This is a genomic window from Agrobacterium albertimagni AOL15 (assembly GCF_000300855.1).
Classification (GTDB): domain Bacteria; phylum Pseudomonadota; class Alphaproteobacteria; order Rhizobiales; family Rhizobiaceae; genus Allorhizobium; species Allorhizobium albertimagni.
Genome location: NZ_ALJF01000023.1, coordinates 77,547 through 96,737, shown reverse-complemented (window position 1 = coordinate 96,737; position 19,191 = coordinate 77,547). Strand labels below are relative to the sequence as shown.

At 60.5% G+C, this 19,191-nt stretch carries 22 protein-coding genes; 10 read left to right on the top strand and 12 right to left on the bottom strand.

Annotation, left to right across the window (positions count from 1 at the left end; genetic code table 11):
* Position 1: 1 nt before the first annotated feature.
* Positions 2–1,192: a GTP-binding protein gene (locus QWE_RS22320; RefSeq protein WP_006728451.1), complete on the bottom strand. Its 1,191-nt coding sequence runs from the start codon at positions 1,190–1,192 to the stop codon at positions 2–4.
* A gap of 92 nt (positions 1,193–1,284) precedes the next feature.
* Positions 1,285–2,355, bottom strand: a complete 1,071-nt coding sequence (locus tag QWE_RS22315; protein WP_006728450.1) for a zinc ABC transporter substrate-binding protein — start codon at positions 2,353–2,355, stop codon at positions 1,285–1,287.
* Positions 2,356–2,455: 100 nt separating this feature from the next.
* On the opposite strand from QWE_RS22315, the gene znuC reads away from it, so the two are divergent.
* The 3 genes from znuC to QWE_RS22300 are packed head-to-tail and all read left to right on the top strand — an operon-like array spanning position 2,456 to position 4,593.
* A complete protein-coding gene (gene znuC, locus QWE_RS22310) occupies positions 2,456–3,379 on the top strand; it encodes a zinc ABC transporter ATP-binding protein ZnuC (RefSeq protein ID WP_040300880.1) in 924 nt (307 codons plus the stop codon).
* Entirely contained in the window at positions 3,369–4,184 is an 816-nt protein-coding gene (locus QWE_RS22305; RefSeq protein ID WP_040300899.1) for a metal ABC transporter permease, read from the top strand. The genes znuC and QWE_RS22305 overlap by 11 nt, the downstream gene beginning before the upstream one ends.
* Before the next feature lies 1 nt (position 4,185).
* Entirely contained in the window at positions 4,186–4,593 is a 408-nt protein-coding gene (locus QWE_RS22300) for a Fur family transcriptional regulator (protein ID WP_006728447.1), read from the top strand.
* 10 nt (positions 4,594–4,603) lie between these two features.
* On the opposite strand, the gene QWE_RS22295 is transcribed toward QWE_RS22300, so the two are convergent.
* The 6 genes from QWE_RS22295 to QWE_RS22270 form a co-directional block, all read right to left on the bottom strand.
* On the bottom strand, positions 4,604–5,131 hold the full coding sequence (locus tag QWE_RS22295; protein ID WP_006728446.1) for a gamma carbonic anhydrase family protein: 528 nt from the start codon (positions 5,129–5,131) through the stop codon (positions 4,604–4,606).
* Positions 5,132–5,147: 16 nt separating this feature from the next.
* Positions 5,148–5,420 carry a hypothetical protein gene (locus QWE_RS22290; RefSeq protein ID WP_006728445.1) on the bottom strand — a complete coding sequence of 91 codons (273 nt, stop codon included), beginning with the start codon at positions 5,418–5,420 and terminating at the stop codon, positions 5,148–5,150.
* 48 nt (positions 5,421–5,468) lie between these two features.
* Positions 5,469–6,890: a D-alanyl-D-alanine carboxypeptidase gene (locus tag QWE_RS22285; RefSeq protein ID WP_040300879.1), complete on the bottom strand. Its 1,422-nt coding sequence runs from the start codon at positions 6,888–6,890 to the stop codon at positions 5,469–5,471.
* Between the two features lie 136 nt (positions 6,891–7,026).
* Positions 7,027–7,821, bottom strand: a complete 795-nt coding sequence (locus QWE_RS22280; RefSeq protein ID WP_006728443.1) for a hypothetical protein — start codon at positions 7,819–7,821, stop codon at positions 7,027–7,029.
* Between the two features lie 204 nt (positions 7,822–8,025).
* Positions 8,026–8,634 carry a transglutaminase-like cysteine peptidase gene (locus QWE_RS22275; protein WP_006728442.1) on the bottom strand — a complete coding sequence of 203 codons (609 nt, stop codon included), beginning with the start codon at positions 8,632–8,634 and terminating at the stop codon, positions 8,026–8,028.
* A 484-nt stretch (positions 8,635–9,118) separates the two neighbouring features.
* Positions 9,119–9,730: a PilZ domain-containing protein gene (locus tag QWE_RS22270; protein ID WP_006728441.1), complete on the bottom strand. Its 612-nt coding sequence runs from the start codon at positions 9,728–9,730 to the stop codon at positions 9,119–9,121.
* Between the two features lie 313 nt (positions 9,731–10,043).
* Here QWE_RS22270 and QWE_RS22265 point away from each other — a divergent pair, with 313 nt between their 5' ends.
* Positions 10,044–10,820 carry a rhomboid family intramembrane serine protease gene (locus tag QWE_RS22265; RefSeq protein WP_006728440.1) on the top strand — a complete coding sequence of 259 codons (777 nt, stop codon included), beginning with the start codon at positions 10,044–10,046 and terminating at the stop codon, positions 10,818–10,820.
* 102 nt (positions 10,821–10,922) lie between these two features.
* A complete protein-coding gene (locus QWE_RS22260; RefSeq protein WP_006728439.1) occupies positions 10,923–11,357 on the top strand; it encodes a CBS domain-containing protein in 435 nt (144 codons plus the stop codon).
* Between the two features lie 48 nt (positions 11,358–11,405).
* On the opposite strand, the gene QWE_RS22255 is transcribed toward QWE_RS22260, so the two are convergent.
* The 3 genes from QWE_RS22255 to folE all read right to left on the bottom strand — a co-directional run bounded on the left by QWE_RS22255 (position 11,406) and on the right by folE (position 13,516).
* Entirely contained in the window at positions 11,406–12,362 is a 957-nt protein-coding gene (locus QWE_RS22255) for a patatin-like phospholipase family protein (RefSeq protein WP_006728438.1), read from the bottom strand.
* Between the two features lie 81 nt (positions 12,363–12,443).
* Entirely contained in the window at positions 12,444–12,896 is a 453-nt protein-coding gene (gene hisI, locus QWE_RS22250) for a phosphoribosyl-AMP cyclohydrolase (RefSeq protein ID WP_006728437.1), read from the bottom strand.
* A gap of 14 nt (positions 12,897–12,910) precedes the next feature.
* The gene (gene folE / locus QWE_RS22245; protein ID WP_006728436.1) at positions 12,911–13,516 is read right to left on the bottom strand and encodes a GTP cyclohydrolase I FolE; all 606 of its coding nucleotides are present in this window, start codon (positions 13,514–13,516) and stop codon (positions 12,911–12,913) included.
* A 270-nt stretch (positions 13,517–13,786) separates the two neighbouring features.
* Here folE and QWE_RS22240 point away from each other — a divergent pair, with 270 nt between their 5' ends.
* From QWE_RS22240 to QWE_RS22220, 5 genes are all read left to right on the top strand, one after another.
* Complete coding sequence (locus tag QWE_RS22240; protein WP_006728435.1) at positions 13,787–14,233, top strand: iron-sulfur cluster assembly scaffold protein; 447 nt, start codon at positions 13,787–13,789, stop codon at positions 14,231–14,233.
* A 2-nt stretch (positions 14,234–14,235) separates the two neighbouring features.
* On the top strand, positions 14,236–14,604 hold the full coding sequence (gene yidD / locus QWE_RS22235) for a membrane protein insertion efficiency factor YidD (protein WP_006728434.1): 369 nt from the start codon (positions 14,236–14,238) through the stop codon (positions 14,602–14,604).
* A 44-nt stretch (positions 14,605–14,648) separates the two neighbouring features.
* On the top strand, positions 14,649–15,077 hold the full coding sequence (locus QWE_RS22230) for a DUF2267 domain-containing protein (RefSeq protein WP_006728433.1): 429 nt from the start codon (positions 14,649–14,651) through the stop codon (positions 15,075–15,077).
* A gap of 118 nt (positions 15,078–15,195) precedes the next feature.
* Positions 15,196–17,193: a threonine--tRNA ligase gene (gene thrS, locus QWE_RS22225; protein WP_006728432.1), complete on the top strand. Its 1,998-nt coding sequence runs from the start codon at positions 15,196–15,198 to the stop codon at positions 17,191–17,193.
* A 102-nt stretch (positions 17,194–17,295) separates the two neighbouring features.
* A complete protein-coding gene (locus tag QWE_RS22220; RefSeq protein WP_006728431.1) occupies positions 17,296–18,135 on the top strand; it encodes a lysophospholipid acyltransferase family protein in 840 nt (279 codons plus the stop codon).
* A 6-nt stretch (positions 18,136–18,141) separates the two neighbouring features.
* On the opposite strand, the gene QWE_RS22215 is transcribed toward QWE_RS22220, so the two are convergent.
* A complete protein-coding gene (locus tag QWE_RS22215; protein WP_006728430.1) occupies positions 18,142–19,095 on the bottom strand; it encodes a hypothetical protein in 954 nt (317 codons plus the stop codon).
* Between the last annotated feature and the right edge of the window lie 96 nt (positions 19,096–19,191).

Genomic DNA, 19,191 nt, shown 5'->3' with positions numbered 1-19,191 from the left:
CTCAAGCCCAACGCGCAAAGGGATCGGCAAGGCTTTCCCATGCGGATGGTGTGAACCTCTTTTCCGCAACTAGGCATGCATCGAGCTCGGCTTCGATCCTGCGCTGATCCATGGGATCGGCGCCGATGAAGACGAGTTCCTGTCGCCGATCGCCCCATTCCGGGTCGAGATAGGGCGCCATTGCGTCGAGGAAGCCTGGATCGTCCGGCCAGCGTGACTTCGGCACAGATGCCCACCAGAGCCCCATCTTCGTTGTCCGGACAAGCGGCCCCGCCTGGCTCATCTCGCCGACATGATGCGGACGGGTGGCGAGCCAGAAGAAGCCCTTGGCGCGAATGACGCCCGGCCAGGGGCGATCGAGAAAGGCGCGGAAGCGTGTCGGATCGAACGGTGCTCGCGCCCGGTAAACGAAAGAGCGGATGCCATACTCCTCGGTTTCCGGCACATGATCCCGAAAGCCGTGCAACTCCTGGAACCACAGCGGATGGGTCTCCGCCTTGGCGAGGTCGAAGAGCCCGGTACCGAGGATGTCCTTTGCCGCCACTTCGGCGAAATCGGTTTCGATCACACGCGCATCGGCATTGAGACCTGCGATGATCTTGCGTGCCGCGTCGAGTTGATCCGGCATCGCGGTGCCGACCTTGTTCAGGATGATGACATCGGCGAACTCGATCTGCTCGACCAGGAGATCGACAAGCGTCCGGTTGTCGTTGTCGCCAGCCGTTTCTCCACGATCGGCGAGGAAATCGCTGGAGGAATAGTCTCCGATCAGATTGGCGGCATCGACGACGGTCACCATCGTGTCGAGCTGCGCGATATCCGAAAGACTGCGGCCCTCCTCGTCGCGGAAATCGAAGGTGGTGGCGATCGGCAAGGGCTCCGCAATGCCTGTCGCCTCAATCAGCAGATAGTCGAAGCGGCCCTGTTCGGCGAGGCCGCGGACTTCGTTCAACAGGTCATCGCGCAGCGTGCAACAGATGCAGCCATTGCTCATTTCGACCAGTTGTTCCTGCGTCCGCGACAGGGCCGCATCACCGCCACGCACGAGCGCCGCGTCGATGTTGACCTCGCTCATGTCGTTGAGGATGACGGCAACGCGCAAGCCATCGCGGTTTGCGAGTACGTGATTGAGCAGTGTCGTCTTTCCAGCACCGAGAAAACCGGAAAGAACGGTGACAGGTAGCTTTTTCATAGGGCACCATATTTAATGTAATAACATTACAATCGAAGGCCTGAAAAAGGCGGAACCGAAGTCCCGCCTTTTCGCTCGGGGGAGGGATGGGATTATAGGGACAAGCAGGTGCTCATGGAGGTGGCCAGATTGCGCATCAGCTGGCCATACAAGGCAGGACCTGCCTCCAGCGAGCCGCCTTCGGGGTCGAGAACGCCGGACTTGGCTTCGGTGCCCTCGGTCACCACGCCAATCAGCTTGGGTTCGAACTGCGGCTCAGCGAAGACGCAGGCCGCTCCGAGTTCCTTGATCTTGGCATGGATCGCGGACAGGCGTTCTGCACCCGGCATGGTTTCGGGGCTGACCGTCACCGAACCGGCGACGCGCACATCGTAGCGCTTCTCGAAATACTGATAGGCATCGTGGAAGACGACGAAGGGCTTGTCGAGCACCGGCTTCAGCTGCGCGGCAATCTCGACGTCGAGAGCGTCGATGTCGGCGTTGACGGCCGTCAGATTGGCTTCGTATGCGCTCTTGTTCGCCGGATCGACGTCTACAAGGCTCTTGGCGATCTCTGCAGCCATGGCTTTCGCGTTGGCCGGATCGAGCCAGAGATGCATGTCCATGCTGCCATGCGCGTGGTCGTCATGCGCGTGTTCATGGCCAGCCTCGGCGGCTTCCTCTTCGTGCCCGTGCCCGTGCCCGTGATCGTGTCCATGATCATGATCATGGCCGGCCTCAGCGGTTTTCCCGTGATCATGGTCGTCATGCCCGTGGGCATGGCCCTCTTCACCATCCTCGCCATGGTCATGCGCCTCGAATGCCCCACCTTCACGGAACGGAAGCTTGGTGAGGCCGGGCGCATCTTCCAGCTCGATGACCTTGGCATTCTTCGGCAGCGCCTCAAGCGGCTTCTCGAGGAAGGCTTCGAGCCCGGGGCCGATCCAGAAGACCAAGTCTGCGTTTTCCAGTGCACGCGCATTGGACGGTTTCAGCGAATAGGTATGCGGCGATGCTGCGCCCTCGACGATCAGCGATGGCTCGCCGACACCCTTCATAATCGAGGCGACGAGCGAATGAACCGGCTTGATCGAGACGACGACATCCGGAGCGGCCGCGGCGAGTGTCGGAGACAGAATGAGGAACGCCGTCGAGGCGGCCAGTCCGAGGCGATAGCGGGTCATGCACAGCTCCTGAGGATGGTTATGTAATACTATTACCTAAGTTGCGTTATGCTATAACGTGTGGCATAGGAGGAGGCAACATCAAAATCTTGAGATTTCCATGAATGCGATGAAATCACGGGAGGCCGCACCGTTGGTGTCCCTCTCCGGCGCCGGTGTCTTCCGAAACGGACGCTGGCTGGTCCGCGGTGTCGACTTTTCCGTCCGTCCCGGCGAGATCGTAACCCTGATCGGGCCCAACGGCTCCGGAAAATCAACGAGCGCCAAGATGGCAATCGGTGTGCTCAAGGCCGACGAGGGCAGGGTGGAGCGCAAACCCGGCCTGCGTGTCGGCTATGTGCCGCAGCGCCTGAGCGTCGACTGGACCATGCCGCTCACGGTTCGCCGTTTGATGACGCTGACCTCTCCTTTGTCGAATTCGGAAGTAGAGGCGGCTCTCGAGGCGGTAGGCATTGCGCACCTTGCGGGCGCAGAGGTTCAGCACCTCTCGGGCGGAGAGTTTCAGCGTGCTCTGCTGGCCCGTGCCATGGGCCGCAAGCCAGATATCCTGGTGCTCGACGAACCAGTGCAAGGGGTCGACTTCTCCGGCGAGATCGCGCTCTATGACCTCATCACGTCGATCCGAAATTCGACAGGCTGCGGCATTCTTCTGATTTCGCACGACCTGCATGTGGTGATGGCCGAAACCGACACGGTCATCTGTCTGAACGGTCACGTTTGCTGCCGCGGCACCCCGGCGGCCGTCAGCCAGAGCCCGGAATATATGCGGCTTTTCGGCGCCAAGGCGGCTCAGACACTTGCCGTCTACAGCCACGACCACGACCACACCCATCTCCCGGACGGGCGCGTGCTGCATGCCGATGGCAGCGTCACCGACCACTGCCACCCGGATGATGGCCATCATGACCATCACAGCCATGATCACCACGATCACGGCCATGAACATGACCATGCCCATGATCATCACGTTGGGCAGCCTGCCGCGACGTCGGTGAAGGACCGGGAGCATGGCCATGCTGGATGATTTCTTCGTGCGCGCCATCCTCGCCGGCATCGGCCTCGCTTTGACGACGGGCCCGCTTGGCTGCTTCGTCATCTGGCGTCGCATGGCCTATTTCGGTGACACCATGGCTCATTCAGCGCTTCTCGGCGTCGCTCTGTCGCTGTTCTTCTCGCTCAATCTGATGGTCAGCGTCTTCGTCGTCGCTTCTATGGTCTCGCTGATCCTGATCGTCCTACAAAAGCGCCAGGGACTGTCGGCCGATGCCCTGCTCGGCATCCTCAGCCACGCAACGCTCGCCATCGGCCTGGTGATGGTCGCCTTCATGACCTGGGTGCGCTTCGACCTCATCGCCTTTCTGTTCGGTGACATTCTCGCGGTCACACCGACCGATGTCGCAATCGTCTGGATCGGCGGCTTGTTTGTTGTCGGCGTGATTGCCTGGCTTTGGCGGCCGCTGCTCGCCGGCACCGTCAATGTCGAATTGGCCGAGGCCGAGGGCATGCAGCCCGAACGCGCCCGCCTGATCTTCATGTTGCTGATGGCGCTGGTCATCGCGATTGCCATGAAGATCGTCGGCATTCTGTTGATCACATCCTTGCTGATCATTCCGGCCGCCGCCGCACGCCGTTTCGCTTCGACGCCGGAAATCATGGCCGTTCTCGCATCGCTGATCGGTGCCGTCGCTGTGGTCATGGGGCTCTTCGGCTCGCTGACCTATGACACGCCGTCGGGACCGTCGATCGTCGTTGCCGCACTTCTTCTCTTCCTCATCAGCCTCCTGCCGCGTCCTGGCAGCAAGGCTCGCGACATCAGCACGAGGGCATGACATGACCAAGAGCGATCTTACCCGCAATCAGTCCCTCGTCTTCGATGCGCTTATGCAGTCCGATGGCCCGCTTTCGGCTTACACATTGCTCGACAAGTTGCGCGAGCACGGCTTTCGTGCGCCCCTGCAGGTCTACCGCGCGCTCGACAAGCTGGTCGAGTTCGGCATGGTCCATCGCCTCGAAAGCCTTAACGCCTTCGTTGCCTGTGCCCATCCGCATGACGGTTGCAGCGGCCATGGCACCGTCGCCTTCATGATCTGCAACAAGTGCGGCCATGTGACAGAATTCCACGACCACGAAGTCGATCACCGCCTGGAAACGATCACCCGTGGCCGCAGCTTCAAGCCTGAAAAGACGACGATTGAAATCAGAGGGCTTTGTGCTGAATGCACGGAGATCGCGGCCTAGATCGGCAGTCTCAGAGTGGATGCAGATCGCGTGCAAACCGGCGCCAGTTGCGCACATAGTTTTCGGCTGACAGTCGCAGCCCTGCGATCGAGGCTGCGTCGAGCTCTTTGACCACCCGCGCGGGAGATCCGACAATCAGCGAATTGTCCGGGAAGACTTTGCCCTCGGTGATCAGGGCGTTCGCGCCGACGAGGCAGTTGTTGCCGATGCGCGCGCCATTGAGGACCGTCGACCCCATGCCAACAAGCGAATTGTTGCCGATCGTGCAGCCATGAATGATGGCATGGTGGCCGATGGTGCAACCTTCGCCGATCGTAACGCCCTTGCCGGGATCGGTATGCACCATGACGCCGTCTTGGATATTGGTGCCTGCACCGATCACGATGGGATCATTGTCGCCGCGCAGGACCGCCCCGAACCAGATGCCGACATCGTCTCCGAGGCGAACGTCGCCGATAACCTGGGCATCGGGCGCCAGCCAGAAACGGTCGGCGGCCGGTGTATTGGGAACTTTGTCCCCGAGGCGATAGAGCGGCATCAAAGGTGCCTTTCCGTCAACGCAGCCGCAGAATGACGGGGAACCGGCCGGCCTGTGCTGAGACATGCAGATGAATGTTGGCTTCCGGCTGCGAATAACGCCAGGCGCGCGCACCATGGCTGAGCAGCAAACCGATCAGATCCTTGGTCTTCGAGCGCTTCTCGCGCAAGCCGAGATCCGCCAGACGATAGGCAGCTTCGTGAAGAGGATGCAGGACACTGCTGGCGGAGGTGAAGCCGCCGTTATCCTGATCCTCGATTAAGCCGTAGTGGAAGTCTTTCGATGCCATTTCGTGATCCTCGTAAACAATACAAATCGAGGGTTTCGGGCGATCGTGTTACTGGGCGGCGGCCCAGCAGCCGATTCCCTTCTTCTTCAGCGCGTTACAGGCGTCGACGGCCTCCTTCTGCTCGCCGAAGCCGCCAAAACGTGCGCGGAAGATCTTCTTGGAGCCATCGCCGTAAGCAACGGTGAAGGGGGTGGCGGAACGCAATACCTGTCCGCCTTTCGCCTGCGCGTCACGCAGGAGATCCATGGCCATCTGCTGGTTCGGCGATGTCCCGATTTGCACGACCCAGCCACCGGACGGAGCGGTCGACGCCGTGGTAATGGCATCCACGTCAGGAGGTGTGGTTGCGGCCGAAGCGACGGACTGCGCAGCGGCTGCCGGTGCGACTGCTGCACCTTCGTTCGGCAGATAGGCCGGCGCGGGCTGCGGGACCGGGACGGGAGGCACAGAGGCCGATGGTGCAGCGGCAGGCATGCTGTTGAGAGCGGCGCTTGCGGCGTTTCCGGCCGGCGGCGCTGCATAGGCCTGGGCAACACCTGTATAGCGGACGTCAGGCATGGGCCCGGTCTGCGGCAGTTGCGGCAGGCCGCCCGCCGTCGCAGTAGCGGCGCCTGCGGGTGCGACCGACGTGTTGTTCTTGGCGATCAGGTTGCTGCCACCACGCGTGCTCGTCGCTGCCGGCAGGTAACGCTGAACCAGGCTCGTCATCTGCGCATTGCGCCGTGCGCCGGAAGTTGCACCCAGCACAACAGCGACGATGGAGCGGCCGTCCGCCTCGGCAGATGTCGCGAGGTTATATCCGGCAGCCCGGGTGTAGCCGGTCTTGATGCCATCGACGCCGCGGACCTGGCCAAGCAGACGGTTGTGATTGCCGATCGTCTGTTTGCCGAACTGGAAGCTGCGGGTGGAGAAGTAGCCGTAATACTGCGGGAAGTGCTGGCGCAGCGCAATGCTGAGCCGGGCCTGGTCGCGCGCCGTGGTCATCTGCGCGGTATTCGGAAGGCCATGCGCATTCCGATAGGTGGTCTTGGTCATGCCGAGGCTGCGAGCCTTGGCGGTCATCATTTGGGCAAAGCGCTGCTCCGAACCACCGACATATTCAGCAAGGGCGGTCGCCACGTCATTGGCCGAACGCGTGACGAGCGAGAGGATCGCCTGCTCGACGGTGATGCTGCGGCCAGTGCCGACGCCGAGCTTCGATGGCGGCTCCTTGGCAGCATTGGCAGAGAATGGCACCTTGCTGTTCAGCGAAATGCGACCGGCTTCCAGCGCTTCGAAAACCATGTAGAGCGTCATCATTTTCGTCAGCGATGCCGGATAACGCAGGCTATCGGCGTTCTCACTGTAGAGAACCTTGCCCGTCTTGGCATCGATGACGATGCCGGCATATTTGGGATTTGCCTGGGCAGAGCCGACGGCAGCGACACTCGTCACAAAGACCGCAAACGCCGCGATGACAAGCCGACGCATTGCGGCTGCGAAGTTGGAGCTTCCGAAAACTTTATGCACCACGATACTCTTTTAATCTCACCATTGACGACCGGACGCTCTCCCCCAATCGCGACCATCTCGGGTGGACCCTACGGAATTAGCCTTACCAAGAGGTTTATGATGAACGGTCGGTTGACGCTTTGGATTGATTTTTAAGCGTCGCGGTTGAAGCCGCCGGACCTGCCCGCCCTGAGACATAGGCGCGAACGGCCTCATCGATCGCCTGCCAGTCTCCGAGCATTCGGCTCGAAAATCTGTAGAGAACCGTCAGGTCCTCTCCGACATGGATGTCACGCTGGCAATCGCTGCTGGTGGCCTTGTCTGCGGCCGACGGCAAGAGGCAGCGGATCGCGTAGGTCGTTCCGTCCGGCGCTGTGGCCGTGAGCAGGCTTTCGCCCTCGTAACCCGTTCCAGCCCTGAAGGTCTGACGTTGCAGTCCCGCAGGCCCCAGAGCGATTTGTGGTTCGAGGAGGCTCCTGTAGATCGGTTCGACGCGCCCGGACATGTCCTTGGACATCGTGCTTTGCGAGATCTGCAGGAAGACAAGCGACTGCGAAAGCGCCAGATCGTCGAAACGGCGTCGCTCTGTGCTGGAATAGCCGGTCATTTCCGGCCAGAGCAGGTACAGATCGACCCGCTCGGCGACGCCGCTGCGGCGCTGGTGCTCGAAACGGATGGTGTTTGCGGGAACGGCGAGCCGGTCGCGGCCGATCGTGATGTCGACGATCTCGGTGCTTTCGCTATGGCCCGCGAGTGATAGTCGAGCGCCATAGGCGCGGCCAAACCAGCTGATGGCGATTGAGGCGGCCGCGAGGATCAGAATGGTGCTCGTGGCGATGATCAGGAAGCGCGTCGAGATGAGCGGTGCACGCTCGTCTTCCGCCTGCAGGCCTTTGCCGTCGCCTCGCATCTCGCTCTGATCCTCTCGACGCGGCCCTGATTGAATACGGCCGCAAGATCAGACTTCGGTGAACGTGGTTAAATTCGGGTTAAGGTTTTCTGTTGGCATCGGCAAAAAGAGAGCCGGTCCCGGTTGGACGGGACCGGCTCATTGGCTCCGGTCGGGGGACGGGTAGGCGGGGACAGACCGGGCCAGAAGGCGGTGGCAACGCGTTTATTGCGATACGCTGCCGACGTAGCTTGCGCGACCGTCCTGAAGCTTCACCCAGCGTGCCGGGTGGCTCGAAGACTGTCGCTTCAGATAGGTGTATTCGGTCTCGGACCACAGCAGCACCTTGTTGCGCATGTTGTCGAGAATGAAGTCGCCGTGGTCGGTCCGGACGGTGAGCACGGCATGCCCTTCGCCATTCGGCTGCAGGACAACGGTCATCAGGAGGTCTGCGGGATCCAGGCCGCGATCAATCAGCATCTTGCGCTTCAAGAGCGCGAAATCTTCGCAATCGCCGACGCTGCGGGGATAGGCCCAGCGTTCTTCGACGCCATAGATCTCCAGGTCGGTCAGCGGCGTGATCGAGCTGTTGACGGTGTAGTTGACGTCGAGGATGGTCTTCCAGAGCTGCTCCGTGAGCAACATCGGTCCGCTATCCGTCTGGCCGCCCGCGCATTCGCCCTGATAGGTCTGGCAGAATTCGTAATGACCGATCGGCGGATTGGCTTTGCCGACGACCTGCATGTTGGCCGGCATGGCCGAGACTTGAAAGGCCAGTGCGCCAGCGATGACGGCGGCCAGAGTTCCAATACCCAGATTTTTCTTTGTTGTCATTGGTTGTCTCCCGGTAATGGAGATAGCAATGACAGAGAGATTTTGATGGCCCGCGAATATTAGTGCTAAGATATAAGCTTAAGTTGACGAAAAAGAGAATCTATATTTAGTATCATTCGAGTTATATTTGAATAAACTTCGTGGCAAATTTGATGAAAATTTGAACTTAATCGTACCTTTTGATAAGCCGCGAAGGCGCTATCGGCGCACAAAAGGCAATATATACAATGGGATAACCGTAAGGCGTAATGTCGGCTTGGCTGTTGCGATGAAAGCACTTCGGCTGCTAGGCGCGGCGTTCCTGCCACCCTGGATGCTACTGTGTCCTTCCGTCACGGACCTGGAATGCCGTCCAGGGGCCAATTTCGGACCCCAAATTTTCTGAAAAAAACTGTGCCGGTCTGGGACGATTGTCGTTTCGGCATAGAAAAAGGCGCCTCGCGGTGTCCGCAGGCGCCTTGTCGGGGGAGGGATTGTTTAGCCCTCAGAGGAATTCGGTGAGCGCTTCCTTGGACTGGAGCGTCAGGAACTCGATGGCGACGCCTTCCATGAAATGGCGAACCACGCGTCCGCGCATGTTGCCGAGGCGTACGGCCGAGCCGATCGGCGGGCGAATGTCGATATCGACGGCTGCGCCCGACAGGGACAGGTCCATCAGGCGGCAAGGATAGGTCTTGCCGTCTTCGAGCGTGAGTTCTGTTCTCGTCTGGCGCGGCGTCAAGCGATCGTGGCGACGGTCTTCCGGCAGTCCAAGCTCGTGCTTGTTGGCGATCCAGGTCAGCTGTGCCGCAAGCTTCTCACGCTTTCGCACCGTCGCGTTGATGGAGATGACGAAGCCGTCATCGGTCAACTTGACTACGGTGCCCTCGATGCGCCCGAGATGATCGATATAGGCAATCACACGTTCGCCCGGACGCGGCATGCCGGCACAAGCGAAGCGCACGTCGCCTGGCGACATGTCGATAACCTTGCAGACATACTCCTCATAGCTGGCAAGCATGAGGCGACCCTGCAGGCTGACGGCGACGCGCTGAAATGCGCGTTGCTGTCCCGGCGAAGCGATCGTGTTCGTATGGCTTGCCTGCGTTGAGTACATCTCGGAGATTCTGTCTGTTTCTCTATGGCTCGACATTAGGGGGAGAGCCGTTAATATAGTGTTTGCTTTTGGGCGCGCTTTTTCCAGACGGAACGATATCGCCGCAGGATTAAGGTTAAGGAAGGCTTTCGGTTGTGGGCGTCGCTTGCTCATGGCATGAGGGTTCTACCATACGCGAAGGGCTTCCTTCGGCACCAACTCCAGTCGGCGCGACGATCCGCCTAGCGCCAGCAAGGCCACTCGGTTTCCGGGCGGCCTTTTTTTTATCTGCGGCCTGCATTACCTCATGTTTGCGCAACAGAAGGAAGTGCAGATGCAGGATGAGGTTGGATCGCGAGGCGAAGATCGCCGGGACAACGATGAGCTTGTGCCCCAGCGCGGCGCGCGGTCCGAGGAAAATCCGCCTGTCTTCAATCTGCCGACCGGCATCCTTGTTGCGCTCGCACTGATCTGCGGGATCTACGCGATCCAGGAATTCCTTCTGTCGCCGGCGCTCAACCAGTGGGTCGCCGTTGAGTTCGGTTTTTCGCCCATCCGCTATCTCTATCCGCTCGACGAACAGTCGCTGGCCTGGCTGTGGACGCCGGTGAGTTATTCTCTGCTGCATGGCAGCTTCGAACATCTCGCCTTCAACAGCCTTTGGCTCGCCGCATTCGGGACGCCCGTCTGTCGTCGCATCGGCGAGGTGCGATTCGTCTTGTTCTGGGTGGTGTCATCGGTGGCTGCCGCTGCATTGCACGCCGTCGTCAACTGGGGAGAGCCTTCATTGATGGTCGGCGCCTCCGGGGTGATTTCGGCCCTGATGGGTGCCGCCTGCCGCTTTGCTTTCGGGGATCGGCAGCGTAGCCTTGCCCGATTGAGTGGCTGGCAACCTCCCTTGCTGACGGTCGGTCAGGCCCTGGCCGACCGTACCGTGCGTGTCTTCATCATTATCTGGTTCTTGGGCAACATCGCGATCGCCTTTGGAATGCCGATGCTCGGTGGAAGTACCGCTTCGATTGCCTGGGATGCGCATATCGGCGGCTTCCTGCTCGGCTTCTTCGGATTTGCAGCCTTCGATCCCCATACGGGCCGTCACACAAGGGCGTGATGCCGGACTTATTGCATTCTCCTTGAATAAAGGGCACCCTTGGTCCTGGCGGTCGAAGGAGGGTTGGGCCGCCGCGCGAGTGTTCTATGCGAGGAGGAACTCATGCCTGCATCAGCCAGAAGCATACTCGAACAGAAGGGCCGCAACGTCATCACCATCAGTCCCAGTGTCAGCTTGGGCGAGGCGGCCCGGGTCCTGGAAGAACACAAGATCGGTGCCGTCGTCGTTGTCGGTATGGAAAGCCGCATTGTCGGCATCTTCACCGAACGTGACGTGGTTCGGGCGATCGGGACGGCCGGCAAGGATGCCTTCGATCAGCCGGTCTCGGCCTTTATGACGGCGAATGTCTATCGTTGCCGCGAAGAGACCGGCGTCAACGAGTTGATGGAAATGATGTCCAGTCGGCGTTTCCGTCACGTGCCCGTCGAGGACAATGGCAAGCTTTCAGGCATCATCTCGATCGGGGACGTGGTAAAGTCACGCATCCGCGAGATCGAGCAGGAAGCCGAGCACATCAAGGCCTATATCGCCGGCTGAATCTGGGATTGCGTGAAGGCCCGTGGGAGGGCGCGGTCGATACCGTGCCTAGCGGAGAACCGCTTCCTGCATGCGGCGGATCTCCGTGACGCGGGCCTTTGCTTCCTCATAGCCGCGATCGATTGCCTCGCCGGCCCGATGAAACTCGGAAAGCCCGATGTCATTGAGACGCGGATGCAGGGCAAGGTCCGGCGGATCCCCGGCAAGACGTGCCCTGGAAATGCGGTCCTGAATGATGTTGAAGGCCTGTACCATCACGCCGGTCAGGCCCACCTTGTTCGGCGCTCTAGCTGTGTCTGCGCTGGCCTTGTCCGGCGACGAGGCCTTGTGTTTGACCACCGCAGACCGTCCGAAAACGTCGTAGTGCAGATTGACCGCCATCACCAGCGGCTGCTCATAGGCACGGCAGACGGACACCGGCACCGGATTGACCAGAGCGCCGTCGATAAGCGTGCGGTTGTTGCAATGAATGGGTTCGAAGATGCCGGGCAGGGCATAGGATGCCCTCAGTGCCGTAATCAGGCTGCCGCCGTCGATCCAGACTTCGTGGCCGCTGTTGAGTTCGGATGCGACCGCAACGAAGGGCTTCGGCAGGTCCTCGACATTGAGCCCTTCGAGGTGCTCCTGCATCCGCTTGGTGAGGCGCATGCCGCCGAGAAGCCCGCCACCACCGATGGTCAGGTCGAGCAGCGAGGCTATCCGGCGCATGGTCAGCGACCGGGCGAAGGCTTCCAACTCGTCGAGTTTGCCGGCGAGATAGCAGCCACCGACGAGGGCGCCGATCGACGTGCCCGCAATCATCCCGACTTCGATGCCTTCTTCGTCAAGGGCTCTCAACACGCCGATGTGTGCCCAGCCACGCGCAGCACCGCCGCCAAGGGCAAGCGCCACTTTAGCCTTTGCGCGTTTCTCGGGAACGATCGGCCCCGCAGGCGCCGCGCCGACGTCCTTGGCAGGTTGCGAAACAGTCGCGCCGCCGTTCGAAATCATGCTCCAGTTCAGCATCTCCGCTACCCCATTAGCTGAACACTCAGGGCTCCATTAGGACATCGTCTGCTTACGATTTCGTTATGCACGCGGCGGAGGTCAATGACCGTAGACGTCACCGGGATCGAAGTGCCGGTGGTCGTCGGCAATCTCGAGTGATGGCTTTCCGTCGGCAAGCTGGGCAGTCCGATAAAAGCAGGAGCGTCGCCCGGTATGGCAGGTCGCATCATGACCGGCAACCTCAACCTTTAGCCAGATTGCGTCCTGGTCGCAGTCGACCCTGATTTCCTTGACCGTCTGAAGATTGCCGGAGCTTTCACCCTTCTTCCAGATCTTGGCCCTGGAGCGGCTGTAATAATGACCGATCCCGGTGTCGAGCGTGAGCGCGATGGCTTCGGCGTTCATATGCGCCACCATCAACAGCTCTCCGTCCCGCGCGTCGGTGACGACGGCGGTCACAAGTCCATGGTCATCGAACTTGGGGGTGAAGGCGAGCCCCTCCTCGAGGATCTTCTTGTCTGCCGAGGGGGCGTCGAAATCAAAACCGGACATGGGGACTCGCAGTCTTAGCGGCTCCGTACCATGGACATGAAGCGCGCCTGCTCGGCGGCATTGTCCTTGAAGGCGCCGGTGAAGGTTGTGGTGAGCGTCGTGGAACCGGTCTTCTGGATCCCACGCATGGCCATGCACATATGCTCGGCCTCGAGGAACACCGCAACCCCGCGTGGCACCAGGGTCTCGTCGATCGCCTGGGCAATCTGTGCGGTCATGTTTTCCTGGGTCTGAAGACGCTTGGCGAAGACGTCCACGACACGCGCAATTTTCGACAAGCCGAGCACACGTCCTTTCGGCAGATAGGCGACGTGGGCCTTGCCCATCACCGGCAGCATGTGGTGTTCGCAATGCGAGAAGAAGGAAATATCGCGTACGAGGACCATGTCGTCATAGCCGCCGACTTCCTCGAAGGTACGGCCGAGCACGTCCTCGATATCGGCGCTATAGCCGGAGAACAGCTCTTCATAGGCCTTTGCCACGCGCGCCGGCGTATCGAGCAGCCCCTCGCGTTGCGGGTCGTCACCTGCCCAGAGCAAAAGCGTGCGCACGGCCTGTTCAGCCTCTTCGCGCGTCGGCCGCGGGGCTTCTACAGTCAGTTTCTTGACGATGGCATCCATGGCCTTGGTCTCCCGGTCCCGCTTGAGGCGAGCCGCTGGTTTGGCTATGCCGGATTGTAAAGGCGTAATGCGGCTCATAATGCAAGTCCGTTATCGGTGTTTCAGCCGAGAAGATCGTTTCGTCCGTGGCCGGCCTGCGTTTGTCCTGCGCCTGTCGCTTCGATATAGTGTCCCGCGAGAACGACAAAAAGACGGCCGCTGCGACATGATGAAGGCTGCATTGTCGCAACCACTCCCTATATACGGGAGAGGCGCTGAACCGGATTGACCATGGACGACATCTACAACACCAAGATCCTAGAATTTGCCGGAAACATCGGTCGCATCGGCGTGCTCGCCGACGCCGATGCCGTTTCGGAGAAACACTCCAAGCTCTGCGGCTCCAAGGTTCGGGTCCATCTGAAGCTTCGCGACGGCGTGGTGACCGATTTTACCCATGAGGTGAAGGCCTGCGCACTCGGCCAGGCCTCGTCGGGCATCATGGCGCGCCATGTGGTCGGGGCGACATCGGCCGAACTGCGGCAGGCGCGGCTGGACATGCTGGCCATGTTGAAGGAAGACGGGGATGGACCTTCGGGTCGTTTCGAGGACATGCGCTTCCTGAAGCCCGTCAAGGACTACAAGGCCCGCCACGCCTCCACGATGCTGACCTTCGATGCGGTTGTCGACTGTCTGGATCAGATCGAAACGCCGGCTGCCGCCGCCGAGGCAAGCTGATCATGTGCGGCAGCCCCGACTGTGGCCATCAGCCGGCAGGCGGTGGACTGAAGAGCCGCAATTGGCAGGGGCCGTTTCGCAAGACCCCGGGCCGGCTGCTCGGCATGGGCTTTATCCGTTTCTATCAGCTAACCTTTTCCAGCATCGTCGGCAGTTCCTGCCGCCATATGCCGACCTGTTCCGAATATGGCTACGAGGCGGTAGCGCGGCACGGTCTCTGGCGGGGTGGCTGGCTCACCCTCTTTCGCGTCGTCCGCTGCGGTCCAGGCGGCACCTGGGGTCCGGATCCCGTGCCCGAAACTTTGGCTCAGCGCTTTACCTGGTACGCCCCCTGGCGCCTCTGGACCTTCGGACGCAAGCAGGCGACCTGAATTCGCCTTAGGATCGATATGCCGAATCGCTCGGGAGATGACGCATGCCCATGCCCCTCGAATATCGCCAGGCCTCTGCCGACTACGATGCCTTCATGAAGGATCTGGTCGCGAGCTCGATGCTCACATCGTCTCATCAGGCCTACACGATGTTGCAGGCTGTGCTGCAGGTCTTCCGGCGGAGGCTGACCTTTGCCGAGGCCATATCCTTCGCAAATGTGCTGCCGCCCGTCTTGCGCGCCATCTTCGTCAGCGACTGGGATGTCGATTTACCCAAGTCACCCTTTGCTGAAAGGGATGAGCTGATGAAAGAAGTCCGCGCCTTCCGTCACGACCATAATTTGTCGACCGAAACCGCGATCGAGGATGTAACGTCAACGATCAGGCGACATGTCGATCCTGCTGCCTTCGACCGCGTCATGAAGACCTTGTCCGCTGAAGCCCGCGGTTTCTGGTCAATGGGATCGGCCTAGCAAGATCCTTTACTCATCAGCACTTTCGGCCTATCAAGCGCCGGTTCGTGGCGGGGTTTTTGACCCCCGCAATTTTCACCACCCGCATTCGTTGGCGGGACTGGATCAGGAGACGTTTATGTCCGCTTCCGTAGCTCTCACTTTCCCCGATGGCTCTATCCGCGAATACGCAGCCGGCACGACCGGTGCCGAGGTCGCTGAATCCATTTCCAAGTCGCTGGCCAAAAAGGCCGTCGCCATCGCGCTCGACGGCACGCTCCGCGACCTCTCCGACCCGGTTGTCGAGGGGAAGATCGAGATCGTCACCCGCACCGATCCGCGAGCGCTGGAGCTCATCCGCCACGATGCCGCGCACGTCATGGCAGAAGCCGTGCAGGAACTGTGGCCCGGCACCCAGGTGACCATCGGTCCGGTGATCGAGAACGGCTTCTACTACGACTTCGCCAAGGACGAACCCTTCACCCCGGAAGATCTTCCGAAGATCGAAAAGAAGATGAAGGAGATCATTCAGCGCAACAAGCCGTTCACCAAGGAAGTTTGGTCGCGCGACAAGGCGAGGGACGTCTTCGCCTCCAAGGGCGAGAAGTACAAGGTCGAGCTGGTCGACGCGATCCCGGCTGACCAGGATCTGAAGATCTACTATCAGGGCGACTGGTTCGACCTCTGCCGTGGGCCGCATATGGCGTCCACAGGGCAGATCGGCATGGCCTTCAAGCTGATGAAGGTCGCCGGCGCATATTGGCGTGGTGACAGCAACAACCCGATGTTGACCCGCATCTACGGCACGGCCTTTGCCGAACAGGAGCAGCTGGACAACTATCTGCACATTCTGGCCGAAGCCGAGAAGCGAGACCACCGCAAGCTTGGCCGTGAAATGGATCTCTTCCATTTCCAGGAAGAAGGCCCCGGCGTCGTCTTCTGGCACGGCAAAGGCTGGCGCATGTTCCAGACGCTGACCTCCTATATGCGTCGTCGTCTCGAAGGCACCTATCAGGAGGTCAACGCACCGCAGATCCTCGACAAGTCGCTCTGGGAAACTTCGGGGCACTGGGGCTGGTATCAGGAAAACATGTTCGCCGTGAAATCGGCCCATGCCTTCATGAACCCGGACGACGCGGAAGCCGATCAGAAGGTCTTTGCCTTGAAGCCGATGAACTGCCCGGGTCACGTGCAGATCTTCAAGCACGGCCTCAAATCCTATCGCGAGTTGCCCGTGCGCCTCGCCGAGTTCGGCACGGTTCACCGTTATGAAGCCTCCGGCGCCCTGCATGGCCTCATGCGCGTGCGCGGCTTCACCCAGGACGATGCCCACGTCTTCTGCACGGAAGAGCAGATGGCGGCCGAATGCCTGCGCATCAACGACCTCATCCTCTCGGTCTACGAGGACTTTGGTTTCAACGAGATCGTCGTGAAGCTCTCGACTCGCCCGGAAAAGCGCGTCGGTTCGGACGACCTCTGGGATCGCGCCGAAAGCGTCATGATGGACGTGCTGAAGCAGATCGAGGAACAGTCCGGCGGCCGCATCAAGACCGGCATCCTGCCGGGCGAGGGCGCCTTCTACGGTCCGAAGTTCGAATACACCCTGCGGGACGCCATCGGCCGTGAATGGCAGTGCGGCACGACCCAGGTCGACTTCAACCTGCCGGAACGCTTCGGTGCCTTCTACATCGACCAGAACTCGGAAAAGGTTCAGCCGGTCATGATCCACCGCGCCATCTGCGGCTCGATGGAGCGTTTCCTTGGCATCCTGATCGAGAACTTCGCCGGCCATATGCCGCTTTGGTTTGCGCCGCTTCAGGTGGTCGTCGCAACGATTACCTCGGATGCGGACGACTACGGGCGCGAAGTGGCAGAACAGCTGCGCGATGTCGGCCTGCAGGTCGAGACCGACTTCCGCAACGAGAAGATCAACTACAAGGTTCGCGAGCACTCCGTGACCAAGGTGCCGGTCATTATCGTCTGCGGAAAGCGTGAAGCGGAAGAAAAGACCGTCAACATCCGTCGCCTTGGTTCGCAGGAGCAGGTCTCGATGCCGCTCGTTGAGGCCATAGCGGTGCTTGCGGGCGAGGCGACTCCTCCGGACGTGAAGCGCAAGCTTGCGAACCGGAAAGTCTGATCAAGACCGGCCGTCTGACAGTGTTTTGTCGCACTGTCAGACGACTGTCATCGAAACGGCATATGACGGTCCGATGACTTTCAGTATCACCGGAGCCTTGCCGTGAAGTTCAAAGAGCTTTCCTATGCCAACGAGCGCGACCCGAAGCTCAAGCGCTGGTTCATCCGCTCGATCGAAGGCCTCTCAGGTCGCGACCGCTTCACCCGGCTCTACGAAATCTGGCGCAACGACATCGTCGGCAAGACCGATCGCGTCTTCGGCAAGATGCTCGACCTGATCAATGTCGATCTGAAGGTCGAAGGCACCTGGCCGCCTGAAAACATCCCCGAAGGCCCAATCGTCATCGTCGCCAATCATCCCTTCGGCATCGGCGATGGCATGGCCGTCCTGGCGCTGGCAGAGCAGCTTGGCCGTCCTTTCCGCGTTCTGATCAACAACGAACTGTTGAAGGTGCCGGAAATGGCGCCTTACTCGTTGCCCGTCTCCTTTGAGGAAACCAAGGAAGCGCTCGCCATCAACATGCAGACCCGGCACGAAGCTTTGCGTCTGTTGAAGGAAGGCGTGACCGTCGTGATTTTCCCGGCAGGCGGTGTCGCGACTGCCCGAAAGGGCTTCGGCCGAGCCGAGGACCTTCCCTGGAAGATGTTTCCGGCCAAGCTCATCCAGGCCGCGAAAGCCAATGTGGTACCGGTCTTCTTCGAAGGCCAGAACGGCCGCCTCTTTCATCTCGCCAGCAAGATCTCCCTGACCTTGCGCGTGTCTTTGCTGATCCGCGAATTCCGCCGTCTGTCCGGATCCACGATCCGAGCGCGTGTCGGTGTGATGATTCCGTGGGAGGAGCTGAGCACGCATGCCGATCGCAAGGACCTCCTCGCACGGCTTTTCGGCGCGGTCTTCAGCATGGCACCTGCCGAGCGTAGCAAGGTCCGCCGCGCTGCCTGAGAGGTGTCAGGGCTGGTTGAGCATCAGCTCGACATCCATGTTGACACCGGCTTTGACCTCGAAATCCCGCTGGAAGAGCTTGTCCTTGTTGCGGGCAACCGCCGTGTACTGACCTTCTGCCAGCACCATAACCGGGAAAGCGCTGACGCTTTCCGCCACGATGTCGCCGCCTGATGTCAGCACGGACCAGGCGGTGTCGGCAATCGCTTCCCCACCTTCTTCCGAGACCAGCTTGAAGCCGACCTGAGAGGCGCGGTGCTGGATGGTCGCTTCGGTGAGTTCGCCGGCTTCGACCGTGATGTCGGCGCGCACCACGGCGTTGATCGAGCCGTATTCGGATACGACATGATAGGTGCCGGCGTTCAGGCGGACGATGGTGTTCGGCTTGACATCCGCAAGCACCAGGCCGCGCTCTCCGTCCTCACGCACTTCGGAGGCGTAGATGTCGAAACTCAGCTGCTTGTCGGGGATATGGGTGTCGGCGCCGGAGATGGCGCTCAGCGACATGCCGCCGGCATCAAGCACCAGAAGCTGATCGGCGACCTCGCCTTCGGCCGGCACGGTGAGCTTTTTGGTGGCGCCCGCACGCCCGAAGGAGACGTTGACGAAATAGTCGCCGGGCGCAAGCTGAAAAGCCGCAGATCCACCCTCGGCGCTGGCAAGCAAAGGCAGCTTGCCGTCGGCTCCGGGAATGGGGCTGAAGACGCGCCAGGACAGCCCATGCTGCATCGGTTCGCCCTTGTCGGTCAGCTTGGCGTCCAGCTTTACGCTGCGCCCTTGCGTCACATTGGCGATCGCGGCTGCACCCGGAGCCGAAAACGCCTTCAGCTTCGGCATCTTGGTAGAGCCGTTCAGCTGTTTGAAGGTTTCAAAGGCTTCCTGAGCAAAGGAAGGCGACGTTGCAGCTAAGGCCACAAGAAGCCAGAGCAGCAGCCGGACAAGACCAGATTGGCGGGACATGCGATGCACTGTGTGTTGACTTCCTTCCCAATGCCGGCAACTTCAAACCGAACCGCATGGCAATTTCAAGACCTGCCGCGACCGCAAAGGCCTATG

Excerpts from the sequence above, each read along its gene's own strand:
- thrS (WP_006728432.1), top strand. The coding sequence starts at position 15,196 with ATGTCCGCTTCCGTAGCTCTCACTTTCCCCGATGGCTCTATCCGCGAA.
- hisI (WP_006728437.1), bottom strand. The coding sequence starts at position 12,896 with ATGTCCGGTTTTGATTTCGACGCCCCCTCGGCAGACAAGAAGATCCTC.
- QWE_RS22295 (WP_006728446.1), bottom strand. The coding sequence starts at position 5,131 with ATGCCGCTCTATCGCCTCGGGGACAAAGTTCCCAATACACCGGCCGCC.
- QWE_RS22305 (WP_040300899.1), top strand. The coding sequence starts at position 3,369 with ATGCTGGATGATTTCTTCGTGCGCGCCATCCTCGCCGGCATCGGCCTC.
- QWE_RS22270 (WP_006728441.1), bottom strand. The coding sequence starts at position 9,730 with ATGTACTCAACGCAGGCAAGCCATACGAACACGATCGCTTCGCCGGGA.
- QWE_RS22290 (WP_006728445.1), bottom strand. The coding sequence starts at position 5,420 with ATGGCATCGAAAGACTTCCACTACGGCTTAATCGAGGATCAGGATAAC.
- QWE_RS22315 (WP_006728450.1), bottom strand. The coding sequence starts at position 2,355 with ATGACCCGCTATCGCCTCGGACTGGCCGCCTCGACGGCGTTCCTCATT.
- QWE_RS22265 (WP_006728440.1), top strand. The coding sequence starts at position 10,044 with ATGCAGGATGAGGTTGGATCGCGAGGCGAAGATCGCCGGGACAACGAT.
- QWE_RS22320 (WP_006728451.1), bottom strand. The coding sequence starts at position 1,192 with ATGAAAAAGCTACCTGTCACCGTTCTTTCCGGTTTTCTCGGTGCTGGA.
- QWE_RS22300 (WP_006728447.1), top strand. The coding sequence starts at position 4,186 with ATGACCAAGAGCGATCTTACCCGCAATCAGTCCCTCGTCTTCGATGCG.
- znuC (WP_040300880.1), top strand. The coding sequence starts at position 2,456 with ATGAATGCGATGAAATCACGGGAGGCCGCACCGTTGGTGTCCCTCTCC.
- QWE_RS22285 (WP_040300879.1), bottom strand. The coding sequence starts at position 6,890 with ATGCGTCGGCTTGTCATCGCGGCGTTTGCGGTCTTTGTGACGAGTGTC.
- QWE_RS22215 (WP_006728430.1), bottom strand. The coding sequence starts at position 19,095 with ATGTCCCGCCAATCTGGTCTTGTCCGGCTGCTGCTCTGGCTTCTTGTG.
- QWE_RS22280 (WP_006728443.1), bottom strand. The coding sequence starts at position 7,821 with ATGCGAGGCGACGGCAAAGGCCTGCAGGCGGAAGACGAGCGTGCACCG.
- QWE_RS22275 (WP_006728442.1), bottom strand. The coding sequence starts at position 8,634 with ATGACAACAAAGAAAAATCTGGGTATTGGAACTCTGGCCGCCGTCATC.
- folE (WP_006728436.1), bottom strand. The coding sequence starts at position 13,516 with ATGGATGCCATCGTCAAGAAACTGACTGTAGAAGCCCCGCGGCCGACG.
- QWE_RS22260 (WP_006728439.1), top strand. The coding sequence starts at position 10,923 with ATGCCTGCATCAGCCAGAAGCATACTCGAACAGAAGGGCCGCAACGTC.
- QWE_RS22255 (WP_006728438.1), bottom strand. The coding sequence starts at position 12,362 with ATGCTGAACTGGAGCATGATTTCGAACGGCGGCGCGACTGTTTCGCAA.
- yidD (WP_006728434.1), top strand. The coding sequence starts at position 14,236 with ATGTGCGGCAGCCCCGACTGTGGCCATCAGCCGGCAGGCGGTGGACTG.
- QWE_RS22230 (WP_006728433.1), top strand. The coding sequence starts at position 14,649 with ATGCCCATGCCCCTCGAATATCGCCAGGCCTCTGCCGACTACGATGCC.
- QWE_RS22240 (WP_006728435.1), top strand. The coding sequence starts at position 13,787 with ATGGACGACATCTACAACACCAAGATCCTAGAATTTGCCGGAAACATC.